Annotated in this window: 22 protein-coding genes; 9 read left to right on the top strand and 13 right to left on the bottom strand. The window is 74.8% G+C overall.

Features of this window, described 5'->3' with window-relative positions; translation table 11 throughout:
* Positions 1–24 precede the first annotated feature (24 nt).
* Positions 25–651, bottom strand: coding sequence for an AAA family ATPase (locus KDL28_RS03435; RefSeq protein ID WP_252435698.1), 627 nt, complete (start codon positions 649–651; stop codon positions 25–27).
* 154 nt (positions 652–805) lie between these two features.
* Between KDL28_RS03435 and KDL28_RS03440 the strand changes: the two genes are divergently transcribed.
* On the top strand, positions 806–2,182 hold the full coding sequence (locus KDL28_RS03440) for an FAD-binding oxidoreductase (RefSeq protein WP_252435699.1): 1,377 nt from the start codon (positions 806–808) through the stop codon (positions 2,180–2,182).
* A gap of 125 nt (positions 2,183–2,307) precedes the next feature.
* Here the strand turns inward: KDL28_RS03440 and KDL28_RS03445 are convergent, their stop codons facing one another.
* Entirely contained in the window at positions 2,308–3,204 is an 897-nt protein-coding gene (locus tag KDL28_RS03445; protein WP_252435700.1) for an LLM class flavin-dependent oxidoreductase, read from the bottom strand.
* Positions 3,205–3,220: 16 nt separating this feature from the next.
* Positions 3,221–4,273: a class I SAM-dependent methyltransferase gene (locus KDL28_RS03450; RefSeq protein ID WP_252435701.1), complete on the bottom strand. Its 1,053-nt coding sequence runs from the start codon at positions 4,271–4,273 to the stop codon at positions 3,221–3,223.
* A 70-nt stretch (positions 4,274–4,343) separates the two neighbouring features.
* Between KDL28_RS03450 and KDL28_RS03455 the strand changes: the two genes are divergently transcribed.
* Positions 4,344–5,303: a LysR family transcriptional regulator gene (locus KDL28_RS03455; protein ID WP_252435702.1), complete on the top strand. Its 960-nt coding sequence runs from the start codon at positions 4,344–4,346 to the stop codon at positions 5,301–5,303.
* A gap of 12 nt (positions 5,304–5,315) precedes the next feature.
* On the opposite strand, the gene KDL28_RS03460 is transcribed toward KDL28_RS03455, so the two are convergent.
* From KDL28_RS03460 to KDL28_RS03475, 4 genes are all read right to left on the bottom strand, one after another.
* Positions 5,316–5,978 carry a response regulator gene (locus tag KDL28_RS03460; protein ID WP_252435703.1) on the bottom strand — a complete coding sequence of 221 codons (663 nt, stop codon included), beginning with the start codon at positions 5,976–5,978 and terminating at the stop codon, positions 5,316–5,318.
* Positions 5,975–7,132, bottom strand: coding sequence for a sensor histidine kinase (locus KDL28_RS03465; protein ID WP_252435704.1), 1,158 nt, complete (start codon positions 7,130–7,132; stop codon positions 5,975–5,977). The genes KDL28_RS03460 and KDL28_RS03465 overlap by 4 nt, the downstream gene beginning before the upstream one ends.
* Complete coding sequence (locus KDL28_RS03470; RefSeq protein WP_252435705.1) at positions 7,129–7,962, bottom strand: CPBP family intramembrane glutamic endopeptidase; 834 nt, start codon at positions 7,960–7,962, stop codon at positions 7,129–7,131. Before KDL28_RS03470 ends, KDL28_RS03465 begins: the two co-directional genes overlap by 4 nt.
* 149 nt (positions 7,963–8,111) lie before the next feature.
* Positions 8,112–8,855, bottom strand: a complete 744-nt coding sequence (locus KDL28_RS03475; protein WP_252435706.1) for a hypothetical protein — start codon at positions 8,853–8,855, stop codon at positions 8,112–8,114.
* Positions 8,856–8,913: 58 nt separating this feature from the next.
* Between KDL28_RS03475 and KDL28_RS03480 the strand changes: the two genes are divergently transcribed.
* Positions 8,914–9,603, top strand: a complete 690-nt coding sequence (locus KDL28_RS03480) for a nucleoside/nucleotide kinase family protein (RefSeq protein WP_252435707.1) — start codon at positions 8,914–8,916, stop codon at positions 9,601–9,603.
* Between the two features lie 25 nt (positions 9,604–9,628).
* On the opposite strand, the gene KDL28_RS03485 is transcribed toward KDL28_RS03480, so the two are convergent.
* Entirely contained in the window at positions 9,629–10,450 is an 822-nt protein-coding gene (locus KDL28_RS03485; protein WP_252435708.1) for a PaaX family transcriptional regulator C-terminal domain-containing protein, read from the bottom strand.
* A gap of 98 nt (positions 10,451–10,548) precedes the next feature.
* Between KDL28_RS03485 and KDL28_RS03490 the strand changes: the two genes are divergently transcribed.
* A complete protein-coding gene (locus KDL28_RS03490; protein ID WP_252435709.1) occupies positions 10,549–11,691 on the top strand; it encodes an aromatic ring-hydroxylating oxygenase subunit alpha in 1,143 nt (380 codons plus the stop codon).
* A gap of 12 nt (positions 11,692–11,703) precedes the next feature.
* Here the strand turns inward: KDL28_RS03490 and KDL28_RS03495 are convergent, their stop codons facing one another.
* The gene (locus KDL28_RS03495) at positions 11,704–13,056 is read right to left on the bottom strand and encodes an MFS transporter (protein WP_252435710.1); all 1,353 of its coding nucleotides are present in this window, start codon (positions 13,054–13,056) and stop codon (positions 11,704–11,706) included.
* Positions 13,057–13,787: 731 nt separating this feature from the next.
* On the opposite strand from KDL28_RS03495, the gene KDL28_RS03500 reads away from it, so the two are divergent.
* Together KDL28_RS03500 and KDL28_RS03505 are read left to right on the top strand one after the other, a co-directional pair.
* On the top strand, positions 13,788–14,318 hold the full coding sequence (locus KDL28_RS03500; protein WP_252435711.1) for a DUF1707 domain-containing protein: 531 nt from the start codon (positions 13,788–13,790) through the stop codon (positions 14,316–14,318).
* Between the two features lie 102 nt (positions 14,319–14,420).
* Positions 14,421–15,431, top strand: coding sequence for an LLM class flavin-dependent oxidoreductase (locus tag KDL28_RS03505; protein ID WP_252435712.1), 1,011 nt, complete (start codon positions 14,421–14,423; stop codon positions 15,429–15,431).
* Between the two features lie 27 nt (positions 15,432–15,458).
* Here KDL28_RS03505 and KDL28_RS03510 read toward each other — a convergent pair whose 3' ends face one another.
* A complete protein-coding gene (locus KDL28_RS03510) occupies positions 15,459–16,157 on the bottom strand; it encodes a DUF899 domain-containing protein (RefSeq protein WP_252435713.1) in 699 nt (232 codons plus the stop codon).
* 93 nt (positions 16,158–16,250) lie between these two features.
* Positions 16,251–16,463: a KTSC domain-containing protein gene (locus KDL28_RS03515; RefSeq protein ID WP_252435714.1), complete on the bottom strand. Its 213-nt coding sequence runs from the start codon at positions 16,461–16,463 to the stop codon at positions 16,251–16,253.
* Between the two features lie 328 nt (positions 16,464–16,791).
* Here KDL28_RS03515 and KDL28_RS03520 point away from each other — a divergent pair, with 328 nt between their 5' ends.
* Together KDL28_RS03520 and KDL28_RS03525 are read left to right on the top strand one after the other, a co-directional pair.
* Entirely contained in the window at positions 16,792–17,115 is a 324-nt protein-coding gene (locus KDL28_RS03520) for a hypothetical protein (protein WP_252435715.1), read from the top strand.
* Positions 17,116–17,286: 171 nt separating this feature from the next.
* A complete protein-coding gene (locus KDL28_RS03525; RefSeq protein WP_252435716.1) occupies positions 17,287–18,528 on the top strand; it encodes an MFS transporter in 1,242 nt (413 codons plus the stop codon).
* A 1-nt stretch (position 18,529) separates the two neighbouring features.
* Here KDL28_RS03525 and KDL28_RS03530 read toward each other — a convergent pair whose 3' ends face one another.
* Positions 18,530–19,033: a winged helix-turn-helix transcriptional regulator gene (locus tag KDL28_RS03530; RefSeq protein WP_252435717.1), complete on the bottom strand. Its 504-nt coding sequence runs from the start codon at positions 19,031–19,033 to the stop codon at positions 18,530–18,532.
* A 66-nt stretch (positions 19,034–19,099) separates the two neighbouring features.
* On the opposite strand from KDL28_RS03530, the gene KDL28_RS03535 reads away from it, so the two are divergent.
* Complete coding sequence (locus tag KDL28_RS03535; RefSeq protein ID WP_252435718.1) at positions 19,100–20,521, top strand: MFS transporter; 1,422 nt, start codon at positions 19,100–19,102, stop codon at positions 20,519–20,521.
* Here KDL28_RS03535 and KDL28_RS03540 read toward each other — a convergent pair.
* Positions 20,499–21,629 carry a PP2C family protein-serine/threonine phosphatase gene (locus KDL28_RS03540; protein WP_252435719.1) on the bottom strand — a complete coding sequence of 377 codons (1,131 nt, stop codon included), beginning with the start codon at positions 21,627–21,629 and terminating at the stop codon, positions 20,499–20,501. The genes KDL28_RS03535 and KDL28_RS03540 overlap by 23 nt on opposite strands.
* Positions 21,630–21,658: the final 29 nt, after the last annotated feature.

The following is a 21,658-nucleotide window of genomic DNA, read 5'->3' on the forward strand; positions in this document are numbered from 1 at the left end:
GGTGCAGGTCGGCCAGCCGGGCGCTCAGCTCCTCCGACCGGTCCGGCGCGTCGTGCGGAAGGTGGCCAGCACCAGGGTCCGGCTGTCGACGCAGGAGTGCACCAGGTGCTCCAGCAGCGCGACGGTCGGCAGCTGGCCCCAGTGCAGGTCGTCGAGGACGACGACCAGCGGCCGGTCGCGCGCCATCCGCCGCAGCAGCCCCGCCACCGCCTCGAACAGATCGCGGCGACCGTCGCCTGCCGGCTCCCCGCGCTCGACGGCGTCGGGGAGGTGGCGGTCGACGTGGCGGGACAACCGCCGCAGCTCGGTCGCGGAGCCGTCGAGCAGCTCGTCCAGCGTCCCCGGCGCGCTGCTCCGGAACAGGTGGTCCAGCATCTCGACGAACGGCTGGTAGGGCACCCCGGCGTCGCGCGTGGCCGTGCCGACCAGCACCGCCGCGCCCTGCTCGTGCAGCGCGCAGGCGACCTCGGCGGCGAGGCGGGTCTTGCCCGCGCCGGGTTCGCCGCCGAGCAGCAGGACCTGCCCGTCGCCCTGCTCGACGCTCTCCCACACGGTCTCCATGACCGCGAGCTCGTAGCGTCGACCGACGATCCGGGTCCGGCGCGAGGCGACGAGCCCGGGTGGTAGGGCGACCGGCGTCCACGGCGCCATCCGGGCACGGTACCGGCATCCGCCGGCCCGTTCGATAGTCAGATCTGACCGGGGTCGGCGTCGGGCGGTCCGGTCAGGATCGGTCATGACGAGCGGCGACCCGATCCCGCACCGTCTGCGGCGACCCCGCTGTGGACGGTGAAGGAGCGCTGCGATGACCACCCTGGAGACGACCGAGCTGCGGGACCGGATGTCCGGGCAGGTGATCACGCCCGGCGACGCCGGCTACGACGCGGCCCGGGCCGTCTACAACGGCATGATCGACCGGCGGCCCGCGGTCGTGGCCCGGTGCGCGTCGGTGCAGGACGTGCGGGTCGCGCTGGAGTCCGGGCGGCGGTCCGGGTCGCCGATCGCGGTGCGCGGCGGCGGGCACAACGGCCCGGGGTTCGGCACCGTCGAGGGCGGGCTGGTGATCGACCTGTCCCCGATGGACGCCGTGGACGTCGATCCCGGCGCCCGGACGGTCCGGGTGCAGGGCGGCGCCACCTGGGGGGCCGTGGACGCCGCCACGCACCGCCACGGGCTGGCCACGCCGTCCGGGATCGTCTCCACGACCGGCGTCGGCGGTCTGACGCTGGGCGGCGGGCACGGCTACCTGTCCCGCAAGCACGGGCTGACCATCGACAACCTGCTCGCGGCCGACGTCGTGCTGACCGACGGGCGCACGGTGACCGCCTCGCAGACCGACCATCCCGACCTGTTCTGGGCGCTGCGCGGTGGCGGCGGCAACTTCGGCGTCGTCACCTCCTTCACCTTCCGGCTGCACCCGGTCGACACCGTGATCGCCGGCCCGACCCTGTGGCCGGTGGAGGCCACCGCCGAGGTGCTGAGCTGGTACCGGGAGTTCCTGCCCGCCCAGCACGAGGACCTCTACGGCTTCTTCGCCACCCTCACCGTGCCGCCGGGTGACCCCTTCCCCGCCGAGCTGCACGGGCGCAAGGCCTGCGGCGCGGTGTGGTGCTACACGGGCGACCCCGCCGCTGCCGACCAGGCGTTCGCGCCGGTGCGGGCGATGGCCCCGCAGTGGGAGGGCGTCGGCCCCGTGCCCTACCCGGCGCTGCAGTCGGCGTTCGACCCGCTCTACCCGAAGGGCATGCAGTGGTACTGGCGCGGCGACTTCGTCCGGACCGTGACCGACGACGCCGTCGCCGCGCACGCCGGGTTCGCGCGCGAGCTGCCCTCGCCGCTCTCGACCATGCACCTCTACCCGATCGACGGCGCCGTGCACCGCGTCGGCGCGACGGACACCGCGTGGGCCCACCGCGACGTCACCTACTCCCAGGTGATCGTCGGGGTCGACCCGGACCCGGGCAGCGCCGAGGCGCTGAAGCGGTGGACGGTGGACTACTGGGAGGCCACCCACCCGTCCTCGGCGGGCGGGGCCTACGTCAACTTCATGATGGACGAGGGCCCGGACCGGGTGCGGGCCACCTACGGGGGCAACTACGACCGGCTCGCCGAGGTCAAGGCGACCTACGACCCGGAGAACGTGCTCAGCGTCAACCAGAACGTCCCGCCCTGCCGCCGGTAGGCCGGCGGTGAGGGGCGTCGGGGAGGGGCGGTCCTCCCGGGGTGATCGACCCGGGAGGACCGCGCTCGACGCTTCGGAGTACGTCCTCGTGCCGTCCACCGCGAACACCCGCACCGCCTCCGGAGTCACGCGGGGACGTGCGGCGCGACCTCCTCGGCGCACCGCTGGAGCTGGCGGACGCCGTCGCCGACGGGCCAGAGCAGGACGTGGCGGGCGCCGGCGCGGGCGTAGTCGGACAGCACCCGGACGCAGTGCTCGGGCGACCCGACGGGCAGGGACCGCGCGAGGTCGCGGGGGTCGCGCGAGAGGGTCGGGGCGAGCAGGTCGTGCAGGACGTGGGCTGCGTCGGCCGGGTCGTCGGCAACGTGGAACCAGACCGTGGCGACCATGTCGGGGAAGGTCCGCGGGTCGCGGCCCACGGCGCGCAGGTGCGCGTCGAGGCGGGCGCGGGTGGCCGCGTACACCCGGGGACCGCCGTGGTGTCCGGAGGCGATCCACCCGTCAGCGGCGGCGGCCGTGGCGCGCAGCCGCCGCGCCGACCCCCAGCCCGCGTACCAGATCCGCGGGGGCGGGTCGGGGCGCGGGCGCAGGGCCGGTCCGGGCCCGTCGCCGTCGAGGAGCTCGCGCAGCTGCCGCGCGGCGGCGTCGAACCGGGACCAGCGCTGGGCGAAGGGGATCCCGACGGCGGCGAAGTCGTCGCGGCCCGATCCCGGTCCGATGCCGGCGACCACCGGTCCGGGGTGCAGCGCGGCCAGCGTCGTCAACGCCTTGGCCAGCACCACCGGATGGCGCAGCGCGGGCAGCGCGACGGTCGTGGCCAGCGTCATCGACCCCGCGTCGGCCGCGGCGGCGGCCAGCGCGGTCGGCCCGTCGAGCCACGGCCGCCGCCACAGCAGGTGGTCGTTCGCGGCGAGGGTGTCGAAGCCGGCGTCCCGGGCCGCGCGGGCGTACTCGCGCAGCTGCCCGGCCGAGGCGCCCCCGTCACCGAAGTCGACCAGTGGCAGGTGCGCCCCGAACCGCACGGGTGTCCCCCGCTCCTCAGACCCGGGCCTCGAGGACCATGGTGAACGGCGTCTCGGCGATCCGGCGGACCACCCCGAACCCGGCTTCGGCGAGGACGTCGCGCAGCCGTTCCTCGCCGGCCTGCGCCCCCAGCGCCGCCGGGGCGTCCGGTGCGCCCTGGGAGAGCGCGCCGGGCGTGCAGAGCAGGGTGGAGAACCCGTAGTAGGCGGCGCCGACGGGATGCAGGTTGTCCTCGACCCGGTCCCCGGCCATCGGCTCGACGACCATCAGCCGGCCGCCCGGGTGCAGCGCGGCGCGCGCGTGCCGGGCGGCGCCGATCGGGTCGCCCATGTCGTGCAGGCAGTCGAAGAAGGTGACCAGGTCGTAGCGGCCCGGGTAGTCCGCCGCGGTGGCGACCTCGAACCGGGCGCGCTCGGCCAGCCCCGCGTCGGCGGCGGCCTTGCGCGCGGCCCGCACCGAGTCGGCGTGCGCGTCGAACCCGGTGACCGTGGACGCCGGGTAGGCCCGCGCCATCAGCAGCGTCGACGCCCCGCGCCCGCAGCCGACGTCGGCCACCGCGGCACCCGACCGCAGCGCGCGCTCGGCGCCGTCCAGCGCCGGGATCCAGGACGCCACGAGGTGGTTGCGGTAACCGGGGGCGAAGAACCGCTCGCAGCCCGGGTAGAGCTCGTGGTGGTGCTCGCCCCACCCGACGCCGGCGCCCGTGCGGAACGCCGCGGCCAGCCGGTCGACCGACTGCACGGCGGCCAGCGCGAGCTGGAAGGCCCCGACCAGGCACACCGGGCTGTCCTCGTCGGTCAGCACGACCGCGCCCTCGGCGGTGAGGCGGTAGCGCCCGTCGCCGCAGTAGCGCAGGAACCCGGCCGCCGCCTGCGCCGCGAGCCACTCGCGCACGTACCGCTCGGTGGTGCCGGTCCGCCCGGCCAGCTCCCCTGCGGTGACCGGCTCGCCGTCGGCCATCGCGGCGTACAGCCCGAGCCGGTCGCCCAGCGCCACGAGCGCACCGCTCACCATGGCCGCGACGTCACCGACGCCCTTCTGCACGAACGCTGTCAGTTCCTCGGTCATCTCGGCTCCTCGTCCTCTGCGGGGCACGCAGGATGGGCGGCGCCGCGGCCGCCGACAAGGATCCGGGACGATGCGGCATAAGCTGGCATTATCGGGGGCCGTGCTCGACGTACGACGCCTGCGGGTGCTGGTCGAGATCGACCGCTGCGGCTCCTTCTCCGCCGCGGCGACGGCACTGGGCATGAGCCAGCCCGCCGCGAGCCAGCACGTGGCCGCGCTGGAGCACGCGGTCGGGCTGGCGCTGGTCGAGCGCGGCTCCCGGCCCGTCGCGCTCACCGAGGCCGGCCACGCGCTGGTCCGGCACGCCCGCGGCGTCCTCCTCCGGATCGACGCCGCCGAGCAGGAGCTGGCCGAGATGGCCGGGCGCCGCAGCGCCCGGCTGCGCCTGGGCGGCTTCCCGACCGCGCTGTCCACCCTGGTCCCGCACGTGCTCGCGGAGTACGGGCGGCTGCGACCCGATGTCACGCTGTCCGTCGTCGGGGACCACATGCAGCGCCTGCTCCCCCGCCTGCACGCCGGTGAGCTCGACCTCGCCCTCATCTACGACGACCCCACCGCGCCGGCCACCCACCCGCCCGGCTTCGACACCGTCGCGCTCTTCGACGACCCGTTCACCGCGGTCGTGCCGCCCGGCCACCGCCTCGCCCAGCACACCGCCGTCACCCTGCGCGAGCTGGCCGACGACACCTGGATCGGCGGCACCCCGACGAGCACCTGGTTCGCCATCGTCCGCCGCGCCTGCCACGCCGCCGGGTTCGAGCCGCGGGCCCCGTTCAGCACCGACGACTACGTCGCCGTCCAGGCGTTCGTCGCGGCGGGCCTGGGAGTCGCGGTGATCCCGTCCCTCGCGGTCGGCCCCACCGCGCACGCCGTGCGGGCGCTGGCCCTCCCGCGGCCGGGCCCGTCGCGCCGGATCGGGGTCGCGCTCCCGCCGGACGCCGTCGAGCACTCCGCCGCGCAGACCATGATCGAGCTGCTGCGCCGCGACGGACGCCGCCACCGGGACACCCGCCCGCAGGCGCCGGCCTGATCCTGGCGGGCGTCAGGTCACCAGGCCCCGCCGGTAGGCGTAGACGACCGCCTGGACGCGGTCGCGCAGGCCGAGCTTGGCCAGGATGCGCGACACGAAGGTCTTCACGGTCTCCGGGCTGATCAGCAGGGTCGCGGCGATCTCGCTGTTGGACAGCCCGTCGGCGATCAGGCGCAGCACCTCCAGCTCGCGGGGGGTCAGCGGGGTGTCGGCGCGCCCGGCGCCCTCGGCGGGTCGGATGCGGGTGGCGTACCGGCCCACGAGCCGGCGGGTCACCTCGGGGTCCAGCAGCGCGGCGCCGGTGGCCACCGTCCGGATCCCGTTCAGCAGCCGGGCCGGGGGCGCGTCCTTGAGCAGGAACGCGCTCGCCCCCGCGCGCAGCGCCTCGTAGACGTACTCGTCCAGGTTGAACGTGGTCAGCACGAGCACCTTGACCGGCCGCGGCACCCCGGCCCCGGCCAGCAGGCGGGTGGCCTCGATGCCGTCGAGCACCGGCATGCGCACGTCCATCACCACGACGTCCGGGCGCAGGCGCTCGGCGAGCTCGACCGCGGCCCGCCCGTCCCCGCACTCGCCGACCACCTCGAGGTCGGGTTGCGCGTCGATGATCGTCACCAGCCCGGTGCGGATCAGCATCTGGTCGTCGCAGACCACGACGCGGACCGGCGCGCTCACGACCGGCTCCCGGTGGGGATGCGCGCCCGCACGACGAAACCGCCGCCGTCGCCCCGGCCCGCGCTGAACTCGCCGCCGAGGACGTCGACCCGTTCGCGGAGCCCGGCCAGGCCCCGCCCGCTCCCGGGGGGCGTCACCGCCCGCGAGCCGGCGCCGTCCGTACTGACCTCCACGGTGATCTCCCGCTGGCCGTGGTGCACCTGGACCGAGGTGCGGCGGCCGCGGGCGTGCTTGAGGGCGTTGGTCAGCGCCTCCTGCGCCACCCGGTAGGCCACGAGGTCGGCGCTGCCGGTCGACTCCGCGGGCCGGCCCTGCTCGGTGAACTCCACCGGCTGCCCGGCCCGGCGGGTCTGCTCCACCAGGGTGCGGAGCTCACCGAGCGAGGGCGTCCTGGCCTCGGGGCCGTGGTCGGGGTTGAGCAGTTCGAGCAGGTGGCGCAGGTCGGTGATGGCCCGGCGGCCGGTGTCGGTGACCGCGCCCAGTGCCTGGTCGAGGCGGTCGGGTGCGCCGGTCAGGTAGCGCGCGGCCTCGGCCTGCACGACCATCGCCGTCACGTGGTGGGTGACGACGTCGTGCAGCTCGCGGGCGATGCGGGCGCGTTCGGCGGCGCGGGTGTCCTCGGCGACGCGCCGGCGCAGCTCGGCCTCCGCGGCCCGGGTGGAGCGCAGCCATGCACCGACGCCCCAGAACAGGGCAAGCCCCACGTAGAACGTCACGAACTCGACGGGCGGCTCGGTCGGTGCGAGCCGCCAGAGCGCGACCGCCAACGGCACGTAGGCCGCGGAGAACACCAGCGCGGTGGCGCGCCGGCCGCGTTCCAGGTGCGCGGCCGCGCTGATCAGCGCGATCGGCAGCGCGAGGGTGGCGACGGAGTGGTAGCCGCGCAGCTGGTCGACGGCGAAGCCGAGGGACACCAGCAGGAGGCAGACGACGGGCCACCGCCGGCGCGCGGCGAGCGGGAGGCACTCCAGGGTGACCGCCACGCCGCCCAGCGCGTCGACTGGTCGGGTCGGCAGGTCGCCGAGCACGGTGCCGTTGCTGCTGAACGCCGGCAGCAGCGACAGGGCCAGGAGCAGCAGTCCGAGGGGGAGGTCCCGGACCACGACGTCGAGCCGGTGCCACAGCCCCAGCACCCGGCGCCGCTGCTCGATCATCGACGCAGCGTAGCCACGTCACCCACCCGGTCGGCCCGCCGGCGGGGCACCAGGTGGCCGCGCCTGCGGGCCACCCACAGCAGCACGGCCGTGACCAGCAGGCAGAACAGCAGCGAGTACGGGCTGCCCTCGGGGCCGAAGTCACCGCCGGTGAGGATCGCCGGACCCGACATGGTGGCGTCCAGCAGCCCCTGCGGGGTGTCGTTGCCCGAGACCTCGGTGCTGAACAGGGCACCCGCGGCGAGGTTCCAGCCGAAGTGCAGCCCGATCGGCAGCCACAGCGTGCGGGTGGCGATGAAGGCGGCGGTGAGCATGCCGCCGGCCTCGATCGCGATGGCGACGGCGCCCCACAGGCCGGCGTTCGGGTTGAACAGGTGCGACGCGCCGAACAGCGCGCTGGTCAGCACCAGCGCGATCCACGTCCCGGTCCAGCCCTCGACGATGCGGAACAGCACGCCGCGGAACAACAGCTCCTCGGTCACCGCGGCGGCGGCCATGAAGCCGAACAGCCCCACCGCGCCGGTCACCGAACCGAGGCCGTGGACGGCGTAGAAGCCGAGGAAGGCGAGGTTGGCGATGACGGCCCCGAACAGCGCGACGCCGAGCAGCAGGCCCCCGCCGAGCCCGGCCGCGGCGCCCCGGCCGGACAACTCGGTGACCGGGCGGCGCTCGGTCAGCCGCACCACCCACCGGTAAACGACCACCGCGAGCACGGCGGTGGCGACGCCGACGGCGAGGGTGATCCACGGATCGCCCTGCGCCAGGCCGACGCCCTGGTTGCCGAGCAGGGCGACGACCATGACGGCCGCGATCTGCCAGACCAGCCTCATGAGAGCTCCTTCGTCAGGTCCGCGGCCCGGGCGCCGCGGCTGCGAGGGACGCTAGGGATCCGACGGCCGGGATTCGTCACCGCTGAGTGGACACCTGCGCGTAGCTCGCACGGGGGACGCGGCCGGGACCCGCCGGGGTCGCCGGTCCGTCAGCCGGCGGGCAGGTCCTCCCCGTCCGTGCGGGCGCGCAGGTGGGCGGCCATGGTGCGCGCCCTGGCCGCGGCGCGCTCGTGGTCCTGGCGGTCCGCCGCGTCGGCCGTGGCGGCGAGGTGCTCCTGGACGTCGGCCTCGCGCTGGACGAGCGGCAGGAGCTGCTCGGGCGGCGACGTCCCGTCGTGCAGGGCGGCCAGGCGGCGCCGGACGGCCGCGAGGTGCAGGAGCTCGTGCAGCGGGTCCATCCGGCCGAGGGCGGCGGAGACGGGGTGCTCGCCGGTGGCCGGGTCGTGCGGCTCGCGGTGGCGCACGACCCAGGCGTCGAGCTCGGCGATCACCGCCTCGGTCGCCACCGGCGGATCGTCGGCGTCGTCCGCGGCGACCGGGATGGCGGCCTGCTCGGCGGCGGTCTCCCAGCGCTCGACCGCGGGCTCCCAGCGGGCGCGGACCGCGCGCGGGTCCTCGCCGGTGGCCTGCGCGACGGCGGGCCAGGGCGTGCCGTCGGTGCGCTCGACGACGACCGCCGCGGCGAGCGCCCGGCCGGCGAGGGCGGTGAGCTGCCGGGCGTCGGCGATGAGCAGGCCGTCGTAGCGGTCCCGGACGGAGCCGGTCGGGACCATGGACCGGGCGAAGTCGGAGACCTCGCGGACCGCGGCGGCGAGGGCCAGCTCCGCGGCGGCCCGTGCGGTGAGCGGGGCACCCTCGACGGGCTCGGGCCAGACATCGCTCACCTCGGTCATGGATCCGACGCTAGGCCGTCGGTCGGGGTCGTGTCAGCGGCACGGCCATGATGGGGACGTGGTGGCTCGCGCGGACCTCCTCGACGCGCTGACGGCGACGATCGCCGCGACGGTCCTGCCGCACCCGCTCCGGGTCGCGATCGACGGCCCGGACGCGGCGGGCAAGACGACCACGGCGGACGAGCTGGCGACGCGGTTGGCGCCGCACCGGCCCGTCGTGCGCGCCGGCGTCGACGACTTCCACCGGCCCCGGGCCGAGCGCCTGCGCCGGGGCGCCCTGTCGCCGCACGGCTACCTCGAGGACTCCTTCGACCTGCGCGCCGTCGTCGACGACGTGCTCGCACCGCTCGGTCCCGGCGGTGACCGCCGGTACCGGTCCGCCGCGTTCGACCACCGCACCGACGCGCCGCGACCGGGCCCGGTCGCCGTCGCCCCACCGGACGCCGTGCTGCTGTTCGACGGGGTGTTCCTGCTGCGCCCGCCGCTGCTCGGGCACTGGGACCTCACCGTGCACCTGCACATCGACGAGGCGGAGGTGCTGCGCCGGGCCCGGGTCCGGGACGCGGCGCTGTTCGGGGCCGGACTGGACCGGCGCTACTCGTCCCGGTACCTGCCGGGCCAGCGGCTCTACCGGGAGCGGCACGATCCGGCCGGGACGGCCCACGTCCTCATCGACCACACCGACCCGCGACGCCCGGTGCTGCGCAGGCCGGCGAGCCTCGCCGACCTGCGGCGCGTTGACCACTGATGTCGGGGGTCGGCGACCGGGCCGCTCAGCGCTGCACGCCGAAGAGCCGCTGGTTGAAGGCCTCGTCGAAGCGGCGGTAGGTGTGCCGCAGGTCGTCGGCGGGCCAGTCCGGGTCCAGCAGCGCGACCGGCAGCAGCGGATCGAGCTGCAGGTGGCGCATCACCGCGATCGACAGCAGGAACCGGTAGGCGGGGTCGTCGGAGGTCGCCGCCAGTTCGGCGGCCATGGCCGCGGTGAGCCGGCGGGCGTCGTGGGCCCACTCGTCGAGGGTGAACAGCGACCGCACCGCCGCGGGCGCGATGTCGCAGGCGGCGTCGCGGAACTGGACGCACTGCCGGTCGAGCACGGCGCGGGAGCCGGGCAGGCGGTCGGGGTCGAGGTTGTCCGGGCGGGTCCAGACCCCCTCCCGCAGCTCGGCGAGGTGCAGCGCGGTCGCCGCCCGGCGCAGGGCCGTGCGGTCGGCGGCGGGGCGGCGCTCGAGCGAGACGACGGCCAGCTCCCACGACCCGTCCCACGGTCGCGACCCGAGGTGCCCGGGACGGGTCGCGTCGTCGACGCGGCGGCGGCGTTCGAGGAGGTGGCCGGCCAGCGCGTAGGTGGAGTCGTCGGTGGTGAGCTCGCCGTCGGCCACCATCCGCCACAGGCAGGTGCGCACCGCCCCGGAACTGATCCCGAACAGCGCTGCCACGGCGACCAGCCCGGCCACCGGCAGCCGCGCGTCCCGCGCGCCGAGCAGCGCGGAGGCCAGCACGGACCGGGCGGTGAGCGGGCGGGTCATGGCGACCAGGTCGGCGACCCCGGCCCGCCGACCGTCCGGGTCGACGGGGTCCGGGGACGCGGCAGCCATGCCCGCATCCTCGCCGATCACCGGGTGCGAGCGCGCGGCCCGCCGCCGGATGTTACGTATTCCTTGACACGTGACGATCGTGTCGTGATGCTCGACGCATGACGACGTCAACGGGGACGCGGCCGGCCGACGACGTCGAGGTCGTCCGCCGGGTCCTGGCGCACATCGATGCCGGCACGACCGACGAGGGCGAGTCCTGGCGCGAGCCGGTGGGCAACTACCTCGACCCGGGGCGCTTCGCCGCGGAGATGCGCCTGCTCAGGTCGACGCCCAGCGTGTTCGTGCCGTCGGCGGCGGTACCGGGCTCCGGCGACCACGTCGAGCGGGTCGCGTTCGGCGTGCCGCTGTTCGCGGTCCGCGACCGCGACGGGCGGGCCCGGGTCTTCCGCAACTCGTGCCGCCACCGCGGGGTCGCGCTCGTCGAGGGTCCCGGCTGCTCGCACGCGCTGGTGTGCCGCTACCACGGCTGGACCTACCGCCTCGACGGCTCGCTGTCGCACGTGCCGCACCCCGGCGGCTTCCCCGACCTCGACCCGTCCGCGCGCGGGCTGGTGGAGGTGCCCAGCGCGGAGGTCGACGGGCTGATCGTGATCGCCGGCGTGGAGCCGGGCGCCCCCGCGGACCTGGCGGCACTGGCGGACGGGGCGGTGTGGCGCGACAAGCTGCTACCGGCGAGCCGGCTGTTCGACGTGAGCACCGCCGTCCGGCCGATGAACTGGAAGGTGCTCGTCGAGCAGTTCCTGGAGGGCTACCACATCCGCACCACCCACCGCGAGACGTTCTACCCGCTGCAGTACGACAACCTGAACGTCATCGAGACGTTCGGCCCGAACAGCCGGATCACCTACCCGTACCGGGCCGTCGAGCGGCTGCGCGAGCGCCCCGAGGAGACCTGGACGGTCGAGCGGCGGCTCACGTTCCTCTACCAGCTGTTCCCCAACGTCATGATCGCCACCTTCCCGGACCGGGTGGTCGTGGTCGTCGTGGACCCGGTCGACGTCGACCACACGACCGTCACCAGCTACGCGCTGACCGATCCGGCGGTCTTCGGCGACCTGCCGGGCGAGCCCACGCCGGGCGGCAAGCTCATCGCCGACGGCCTGCTCGAGGACGACCGGATGTCCGCCGGCGTGCAGCGCGGGCTGCACGCCGGCGCCAACGAGTTCGTCGAGTTCGGCCGGCACGAGAGCGCCATCGGGCACTTCCACCGCACCCTCACCGACCGGCTCGACGGCACCTGATCCGCCGGCCCGTCAGCCCGCCCGGGTGCGGTTCCGCGCGGACGCGGGGTAGGCCGTGTCCTCTGCTGCGATGTCGACGCGCGAGGTCTCCCTGGCGAGCAGGACGCAGACCACCGTGACGGCGAGGACGGCGACGACGTAGATCGAGACGGCCAACGAGCTGCGGTAGGCGCTCAGCAGGGCGGTGGCGATGATCGGGGCGAGGGCCCCGCCGATGATGCCGGCCAACTGGTAGCCCATCGACGCCCCGCTGTAGCGGATCCGGGTCGGGAACATCTCGGCGATGAACGAGGCCTGGGTCGCGTACATCGCGGCGTGGAAGAGGAGCGCGACGACCGTGGCCAGCACGATCAGCGCGAAACTGCCGGTGTCGAGCAGCGCGAAGAAGGCGAACACCCACCCCGCGGCGCCGACCGCGCCCGCCAGGTAGACCGGGCGCCGGCCGTACCGGTCCGACAGCGCGCCGAACACGGGGATGAAGAAGATCTGGCAGGCCGCCCCGATCAGCACGCCGCCCAGCGCCAGCCCGCTGGGCAGCCCCAGGTAGGTGGTGATGTAGGTGGTGATGAACAGGACGAAGATGTAGAAGGCGACGTCGACGCCGACGCGGGCGCCCAGCGCGAGCAGGATCTCCCGCGGGTAGCTGCGCAGCACATCCACGATCGGGGCCCGGGTCTTCGCGCCCTCGTGCTCGACCTTCTCGAACAGCGGGCTCTCCGCGATCGTCGCCCGGATCCACAGTCCGACGATCACCAGTAGCCCGCTGAGCAGGAACGGGACCCGCCACCCCCAGCTCGCGAACGACTCCTCGTCGGTGACCGCCTGCATGACCCACAGCACGCCGTTGGACAGCAGCAGCCCGATCGGCACCCCGACCTGCGGCCAGCTCGCGTTCAGCCCGCGCCGGCGGGGGTCCCCCGACTCCAGCGTCATCAGCACCGCGCCGCCCCACTCCCCGCCCAGGCCGATGCCCTGCAGGAAGCGCAGCACGACCAGCAGGATCGGCGCGCCGATGCCGAGCACGGCGTAGGTCGGGACGAGCCCGATCGCGAACGTCGCGATCCCCATCAGCAGCAGGGTGATGACCAGGACGTTCTTGCGACCGACCCGGTCGCCGAAGTGCCCGAACACGATCCCGCCCAGCGGCCGGGCGACGAAGCCCACCGCGGCGGTGGTGAACGCGAGCAGGGTGCCCACCAGCGGGTCGAAGCTGGGGAAGAACAGCGTGTTGAACACCAGCGCGGCCGCGGTGCCGTAGATGAAGAAGTCGTACCACTCGAGCGAGGTGCCCACGAGGCTCGCGACCACCACGCGGCGCACGGATGACGCCCGGTTCGCACTTCGCTCCACGGGAGATGTCGCCATCGGGGCTCCTAAGCAGTCCTCGGCCGGCAGCCGAACGTCTGAATGAGGTCTGCGTCACGGTACGTATTGTTGAGCAATCTCACAAGAGATCACGTCGTCTCGTTGCCGGCACGCCGCGGGCGGCTCCAGCACCGCCGGTTCGCCGACTCCCACGACCGCGTAGTGGAGCGTGACGTAGTGCAGCCCGTCCTCGACGAAGGTCGTTGGTCCAGGCCAGGGGCGACACCCGGGTGGCCGCCATCCCGCTCTCCTCCGCCGGCTCCCGCACGACCGACGCCGCCGATCCTCGCCGGGGTCCACCTTGCCGCCGGGGAACGCCCAGGTGCCCGCGCCGTGCGCGCCCCCGCCGCTTCCCCAGCAGCACGGCACCGTCCCGCACGACGACCGCGCTGACGCCCAGGAACGGTCCGGAGAACGTCATGACCCACCTCCTCGACACCCTGACGGCGATGATCCGCGTGGTCGCGGGGGCATGCCGGCCGGGGCGGCGATCACGTCGAGCTCGTGGGGGTGGAACGCCTCCGGACGGCGGCTCGGGGCGTCGGCCGGTGCGGGCTGGGCCGATCTCGTGGACACCAGCCGCGCTGGTGCGGCTCATGTCCCCAGATCCACGTGTTGATCTCCCCCCCAGACCGTCCGGGCGGGTGGCGCAGCGGCGGGGACCCCGTCCGGCCCCGACGCGCTCGACCGGCTCACCTCGCCGCCCCCGCCCCGGCAGTACCGTGGACCCCGTGAGCACCCCGGATCCCGTTCGCATCGGCAACAGCGAGCGCGAGGCCGCCGTGCGGGCGCTTGGCGAGCACTTCGCCGAGGGCAGGCTCGACCCGGACGAGTACGAGGAGCGCGCGGCCGCCGCGTACGCCGCGCGCACCTCAGAGGACCTCACCCCGCTGTTCAAGGACCTCCCGCGCAGCGAGCCGGGGACGGCCGTCGCCGTCCCGCCCCCCGCGCAGTACCCGGCCGTCGCGTTCCCGACGGCGGCGTACCCCACCCCGTCCGCGCGCCGCGACCCCGACGCCCCCTACGGCCGCGAGCCGGTCACCGGCGTCCCGTACTCCGACCGCCACAAGGTCGTCGCCGGGGTGCTGCAGCTGGTGCTGCCGCTCGGCATCGGGCGGTTCTACACCGGCCACACCGGGATCGCGGTGGCCCAGCTGCTGCTCAGCTTCATCGGCATCGGCCTGCTGTGGGCGTTCATCGACGGCATCGTGATCCTCGCCGGCCGCCCGGTCGACCAGTACGGGCGCCCGCTGCGCCCCTGAGGGGCCGAACGACCGTCGGGATGGATCCCGGCGGTCGACGGGTTGCACGAGGGGAGTGCTCGCGCGCTCCCCACCGGACCCGATCTGCCGAAGGACCCCCGCATGGTGCTCGCCCTGTCGATCCTCGATCTCGCCCCGGTCGCGCCCGGTGAGACGCCACGCGAGAGCTTCGCGGCGAGCGTCGAGCTCGCCCGGGCCGCGGAGCGGCTCGGCTACCGACGCGTCTGGTACGCCGAGCACCACAACATGGCCTCGATCGCCTCGTCGGCGACGAGCGTGCTGATCGGCCACGTCGCCGACCGGACGTCCACGATCCGGCTCGGCGCCGGCGGGATCATGCTGCCCAACCACGCGCCGCTGACGATCGCTGAGCAGTTCGGGACCCTGGAGACGCTGCACCCCGGCCGCATCGACCTCGGTCTGGGCCGGGCTCCGGGCAGCGACCAGGTGACGATGCGGGCGATGCGCCGTGACGCCTCCGCGTCGGCGACGTTCCCCGAGGACGTGCTGGAGCTGCAGGGCTACCTGCGGGGCCGCTCGACCGTCCCGGGCGTGCAGGCCGTGCCGGGCGCCGGGACGGACGTGCCGCTCTACATCCTCGGGTCGTCGCTGTTCGGCGCGCAGCTGGCCGCGCGCCTCGGCCTGCCCTACGCGTTCGCCTCGCACTTCGCCCCGCAGGCGCTGCACGCCGCCGTCGCCCGCTACCGCGACGAGTTCCGGCCCTCCGAGCAGCTCACCGAGCCCTACGTCATCGCCGGGGCGAACGTGGTCGCCGCCGACGACGCGGACACCGCGCAGCACCAGCTCGCCACCGTGCGCAGGCGGCGGGTCCGGTCGATGATCACCCGCCAGCCGGGGTCGCCGGACTACACCGACGCCCAGATCGACGCGTTCCTCACCACGCCGAACGGGCAGCAGATCGCCGACATGATGCGCTACACGGCCGTCGGGACCGGCGACGACGTCCGGCGCTTCCTGGAGGAGTTCGCCGCGTCGGTGCAGGCCGACGAGCTGATCGTGGCGCACCACGCCGAGGACGTCACCTCCCGGCTGCGCTCGGTGGAGCTCACGGCCGAGGTCATGGGGCTCGCCCGGGAGAGCGTCGAGGCCTGATCGGCCCCGACGCCCCCGGGAGCGCGCTCAGCCGCGCGCGGAGCGGACCTCCTGGTTGCGCCGGAACTCCTCGGCGTAGCGCTCGGGCTCGGGCCACCACTGGTACCGCTCGCCCTGCGGACGGCCCGCGGGGACGTCCTGCCAGTCCTCCTGGCGCCCGTTCGGGGTGAGGTCGAGCAGCGCCCAGGAGTTGGTGAACGGCTCCGAGCCGCGCCCGTCGGTGTGGTAGGTGCGGAACACGCGGTCGCCGTCGCGGACGAACACGTTCAGGCCGAAGCCCTCGCCCGGGCCGGCGCCCATGTCGGCGCCGAACGGGCTCTCGGCCGTCGAGTACCAGGGCATGGTCCAGCCGAAGCGGTCGCGGTAGGCGACCGCCTCCTCCCACGGCCCCGCGGTCACGATCGCGAAGGTCGTGTCCTTGCTGTGCAGCGGCTCGAGCGTGCCGACGTGGCTGGTGAAGAACGTGCAGCCGCCGCACTGGTCGTGCGTCCCGGGGGTCCACATGAAGTGGTAGGTGATCAGCTGGGCGCGGCCCTCGAACACCTCGGCCAGGCCGACGTCGCCGTCCTCGCCACGCAGTGTGTACGGGCCGACCTCGACCATCGGCAGCCGCCTGCGCTCCGCGGCCAGCGCGTCGACGCGGCGGGTGAGCTCCTTCTCCCGCGCGCGGTGCTCGGCGAGCGCTGCGGCCCAGCTGGCGTGGTCGGCGAGCTGCGGTAGCGACACGGGTCCTCCTGCGGGTTCGGCGCCGGCTCGTTGCCGGCTCACCCATGTAGAGCCGCCGAGCGCGCGGAACTCATCGCTCGCCAGCGGATCGCCTCACCCCAGCCTGCGGTACCGGTAGACGTTGCGGACGTTCCTGGCGACGTAGCCGCCGATGCTCGACGCCGCGGCCAGCCCTTCGACCACGCGTGCCGGGACGTCGAGGTAGCGGTAGACCGCGCCGCTGGCGAACTGGACCTCCAGCGCGCGGTTCGCCGGGTCGTACCCGAGCGAGCGCACGCTGCTGGACTCCACCTGCTGCCGGATCATCGCGTCCCCCCACCGTCGTGGCCGAGCGCTCCCCCGACCGCTCCCTTGTCTACCGGAGCCCACTGACATTCCTGGGCGACACCGGAGGGGTCGGATCGCCCCGAGCGTGCCGTACGAACCCCCGTGGACGTCGCCCGTACGGCGTGCGCCGGGGGGTGGTCCGTACAGCCCGTCACGGTAAACGCGGGGTACGGCACTCGATGGTGGCCTCTTCTTTGGCGGTCCCCGGATTCGCGAGCTACGCTTTTCCCATCGGCGCCTCCCCCATTCTCGGGCGCCGTCCGAATGGCGCCGCGCGGGGTCGGCCCAAGAATTCACCGGAGTCACCGTGCTGAAGAAGGCTGGGATCGTCGTGGCCGTCGCCGCGAGCGGTCTGCTCATCATGACACCTGTCGCGTCCGCCCGGACGGCACCGGCGCAGGCCTCGAACAACTGCTCGTTCGCGCAGTCCGGGGGGTCCGTCGTGCAAACGATCAACGGCGTCACCGTGGTCAACGCGGTGGCCCCCATCACCGTGCCGGTGCAGGCCCTGAACTGCAACTCGATCAACCTGTCGAATGTCGTGAACACCAATTCCGGGAACACCACGAGCAGTTCCGTCCGGACCCGGATCGAGAACTCGTTCAACCGCCTGTTCATCCTCCGCCGCTGACCCCCTCCGCGATGACCCGCCGACCCGGACCGCTCGACGGTCCGGGTCGGCGGTGCGTCGACGCCCCCGACGGGGTGGACGTCCACCGGGACTGAGCCGCGGTACCCGGGCGGGTGCCGTGCGCGACACCCGGATGCCGTTAGCTATGACAACGCGTAGCGTTGCGCGGCGATGAGCTCGACGACGGGCCCGGCCACCCCGCCCACCCTGCGGTCGTTGATCCCGTCGGTCTTCCTGCCCGCCGTGGTCTACGAGATCGGCATCGGCGCGATCACGCCGGTCGTCGCGATCACCGCCCTCGACCTCGGGGCCTCCGCGGGGACGGCGGGGTTCCTGGTTGCGCTGCTCGGGATCGGGCAGCTGGTCGGCAACGTGCCGTCGGCGGCGGTGGCCGCGCGGCTCGGCGACCGCCGGGCCATGGTCGTCGCGGCCGGGGTGTCGGTGGGCGCCGTGACCGGCTGCTTCGTCGCCCCGTCGCTGCCCCTGCTCGGGGTGTGCCTCCTCGTGCTCGGCATGGGCAACTCGACGTTCTACCTCGCCCGGCAGTCCTACCTGACCGAGGTCGTGCCGCTCGACCTGCGGGCGCGGGCGCTGTCGATGCTCGGGGGCTCGCACCGGGTCGGACTGTTCATCGGGCCCTTCGTCGGGGCCGTGGTGATCAGCCTGGCGTCGCTGCGGGCCGCGTACCTGGTCGCGGCGGTGGCCGCGGCGCTCGCGGCCGTGCTGCTGCTGGTGATCCCGGACGTCGCCGCCGCCGGGCCGGCTCGCCCGGCCCGGCGGACGCGCGGGGGTCGCGGCTACCGGACGATGCTGCGCGAGCACCGCCCGCTGCTGGCGACCCTCGGCGTCGCTGTGCTCGCCATCGGCGCCGTCCGCGCGGCCCGCCAGGTCGTGCTGCCGCTGTGGGCGGTGCACATCGGCCTCAGCCCGGAGGCCACCAGCCTGGTGTTCGGCATCGCCAGCGCCGTCGACATGGCCCTGTTCTACCCGTCGGGCAAGGTGATGGACCGGTACGGGCGGCTGACCGTCGCGCTGCCGTCGATGGTGGTCCTGGGGCTGGCCATGGCGGCGCTCCCGCTGACCGGCGGGATCGTCGGGCTGACCGCCGTGGCCATGGTCATGAGCCTGGGCAACGGCATCGGCTCGGGCATCGTCATGACGCTCGGCGCGGACGCCGCTCCCCCGCACGACCGGCTGCGCTTCCTGTCGATCTGGCGGCTGATGAGCGACACCGGCGTCGCGGTCGGGCCGGTGGTCGTCTCGCTGGTGGCCGGGGCCTGGACGCTGGCCGCGGGGATCGTCGTCGTGGGCGGGGTCGGCGTGCTGGCCGCCGGGGCGCTCGCGCGGTGGGCACCGCGGTACTCCGCGTTCGCGACCCCGGCGATGGTGCGGGCGCGGCGGGAGGCGGCCTGAGTCAGCGCTCGCCGGTGAGCACGGCGCGGGCGATCGCGTCGCGCTCGGCGGCCTCGCGCGCGGCCTGCTCCTGCTCCTGGGCGATGCGCCGGTCGTACGCGGTGCGGGCCTCGGCGATCTCGCGCTGGTGGTCCTCGGTCCACACCACCAGCGACTTGATCGTCTCGTGCAGGGTGGCACCGAGGGTGGTGAGCTCGTAGTCCACCCGGGGCGGCACGGTCGGGTGCACGGTGCGGCTCACCAGGCCGTCGCGCTCCAGGTGGCGCAGGGTGCGGGCGAGCATCCGCTGGCTGATGCCGTCGATGGCGCGGCGCAGCTCGGTGAAGCGCAGCGGGCGCCGGTCGAGCAGGGCGATGGCCAGCAACGACCACTTGTCGGCGATCCGGTCGAGGATCTGGCGGACCTCGCAGTCCTCGCGGGCGTCCCAGTTGAGGACGTCGAACTCGCCGTCGACCGCGCCGGTATCCGCGCAGTTACCGGGTGACCGTGATGTTCCGTCTTCCACGCCACCAGATACTTCCGCAGAGTGCGGTCGGTAACAAGAGGGAACCGACTTCGGGAGGACCACGACATGTCCGAGACCGCACCCGGCCGAGCGCCGCGGATGGGGGCACGCGCGCGCGGCACGCTGATCGTGCTCTGCGGCGCGATCTTCCTGGAGGGCATCGACGTCGCGATGCTCAACGTGGCCCTGCCCACCATCCGCGCCGACCTCGGCCTGACCACCGGCGAGCTCAGCGGGGTGGTCAGCGCCTACGTGCTCGGCTACGCCGGGTTCATGCTGCTGGGCGGGCGCGCCGCGGACGTGTTCGGCAAGCGGCGGATGTTCCTGACCTGGCTCGTGGTGTTCCTGGTGTTCTCCGGGCTCGGCGGGCTGGCCACCGAGGGGTGGGTGCTGCTGGCCGCGCGGTTCGTCACCGGCGTGGCGGCCGCCTTCCTGACCCCGGCCGGCCTGGCCCTGGTCACCGCGAGCTTCCCGGCGGGCCCGCTGCGCACCAGGGCGCTCGGCTTCTACGCGGGCACCGCGGCCGGCGGCTACTCCCTCGGCCTGGTGGCCGGGGGCCTGCTCACCGCGCTGGGCTGGCGGTGGGTGTTCTTCGCCCCGGTGGTCCTGTCCGCGGCGATCCTGCTGGCCGCGATCCCGCTGGTCCGCGAGACCGGGCAGCGGCAGGCGGTCCGCGGCCTGGACCTCGCCGGCGCGGGGAGCATCACCGCGGCCATGCTCCTGCTGGCCTACGGGGTCGTGCGGCTCGAGTCGCCCGGCGAGGGCACCGCCACCACCGCCGCCCTGCTGGTCGGGGGCGCGGCCATGGTCGCGGTCTTCGTCGCCGTCGAGCGCCGCTCGCACGCGCCGCTGGTGCGGCTGGGCCTGCTGCGCACCCCGGCGCTGGTCCGCACGAACACCGCCGCGCTGCTGTTCCTCGGCTCGTTCGCCGGGTTCCAGTTCCTCGTCACGCTCTACCTGCAGGAGCTGCGCGGCTGGACGCCCCTGCAGACCGCGCTGGCGCTGCTGGTCGTCGCGATCGACACGATCCTCGCCCCGACCCTGACCACGCGCCTGGTCAACCGGTTCGGCCCGGTCCCCGTGCTGCTCGGGGGCCTGGCCAGCGCGGTGCTGGCCTACGCGCTGTTCCTGCCCGTCGCCCCGGACTGGACCTACGCGCTGATGCTCCCCAGCTTCGCCGCGCTCGGGCTCGCCTTCTCGCTGGCGTACGGACCGCTGACGATGGCGGCCACCGACGGGGTCGACGAGGCCGAGCACGGGCTGGCCGGGGGCCTGCTCTACACGTCGATGCAGTTCGGGACCGCGCTCGGGCTGTCCGCCGCGACCGCCGTGCACGTCGGCGCGACCGCCGCGGGCGCCACCGGCATCGACGCGCTGCGCGCCGCCATGGCGGTGCCGCTGGCGGGCGCGGCCCTCGGCCTCGTCGTGGTGGCCGTCGGCCTGCGCAGGCGCACCGCGGTCACGGTCACGGACCCGGCGGCCGTGTGAGCGCGGTCTGCGCCCGGATGGCGAGCAGCGCCACGTCGTCGCTGGGGTGCTCGCCGATCGGGTCGAGCAGGGCGTCGCAGAGCGCGTCCAACGAGGCGCCGCCGACGGCGGCCGCGGTGTCGACGACCCGGCGCAGGCCGTCGTCGATCGCCGCGCCCCGCCGCTCCACCAGCCCGTCGGTGAACATCACCACCGCGTCCCCCGGGCGCAGCACCAACTCGTGGTCGGCGCGGGCGATCCGCGGGTCGACCCCGAGCAGGAGGTCGGGCTCGTGCTCCAGCAGCCGTGCGGAACCGTCGGCGCGCAGCAGCAGCGGAGGAGGGTGACCGGCGTTGGCCCAGCGCAGCAGCAGGTCGGTCCGGTCCCGGTCGTCCGCGCGGACCTCGGCCATCACCATCGTGGCCAGGGTGCCCGGGTTGAGGGAGCGCACGGCCCGGTCGAGGGCGGTCAGCAGCTCGGCCGGCGACCGGACCAGCACCTGGGCGATCCCCCGGACGCTGCTGCGCAGCTGGGCCATGGTGACCGCGGCGTGGCCGTCGTGGCCGGCCACGTCGCCGATCACCAGCACCGTCCGGCCGTCGGCGGTCTCGAACGCGTCGTACCAGTCGCCGCCGACCCGCACGTGCTCGGCGGCGGGCAGGTACCGGACGGCGACGTCGAGGCGCGGCACGCGCGGCGGGTCGGCGAGCAGGGTGCGCTGCAGCTCCTCGGCCAGGGTGGCCGTGCGTTCGGCCCCCTCGGCCCGCACCCGGCTCGCCATGGCCTCGGCGCTGAGCCGCTCCAGCCGGGCCTCCCGCTCCAGGCGCGCGTCGCAGGCCCCGACCGCGAACAGCCCGCCCAGCGCCACCCCGAACAACCGCGCGGCCTGGCTGGGCCACTCGTCGGCGGTGTACTGCTGGCCGTCGACGCCGAGCACCGCGGCGACGACGAAGGCCAGCACCGCGTACGCGATCGTCAGGCCGCGCCCGGTCAGGCTCGCGGCCAGCAACGGGGCGATCACCACCAGGCTGAGCACGACCCGCTCCGGGCCCGCCGCCAGGTCCAGCAGCGTGAACAGCACGATGACGGCCAGCGGCCCGACGGCACCAGCACGGCCGAGCCGATCCACCCCCGCACCCCCGCACTCGATCACCCACG

The organism is Pseudonocardia humida (genome assembly GCF_023898865.1).
In the GTDB taxonomy this organism is placed as follows: domain Bacteria; phylum Actinomycetota; class Actinomycetes; order Mycobacteriales; family Pseudonocardiaceae; genus Pseudonocardia; species Pseudonocardia humida.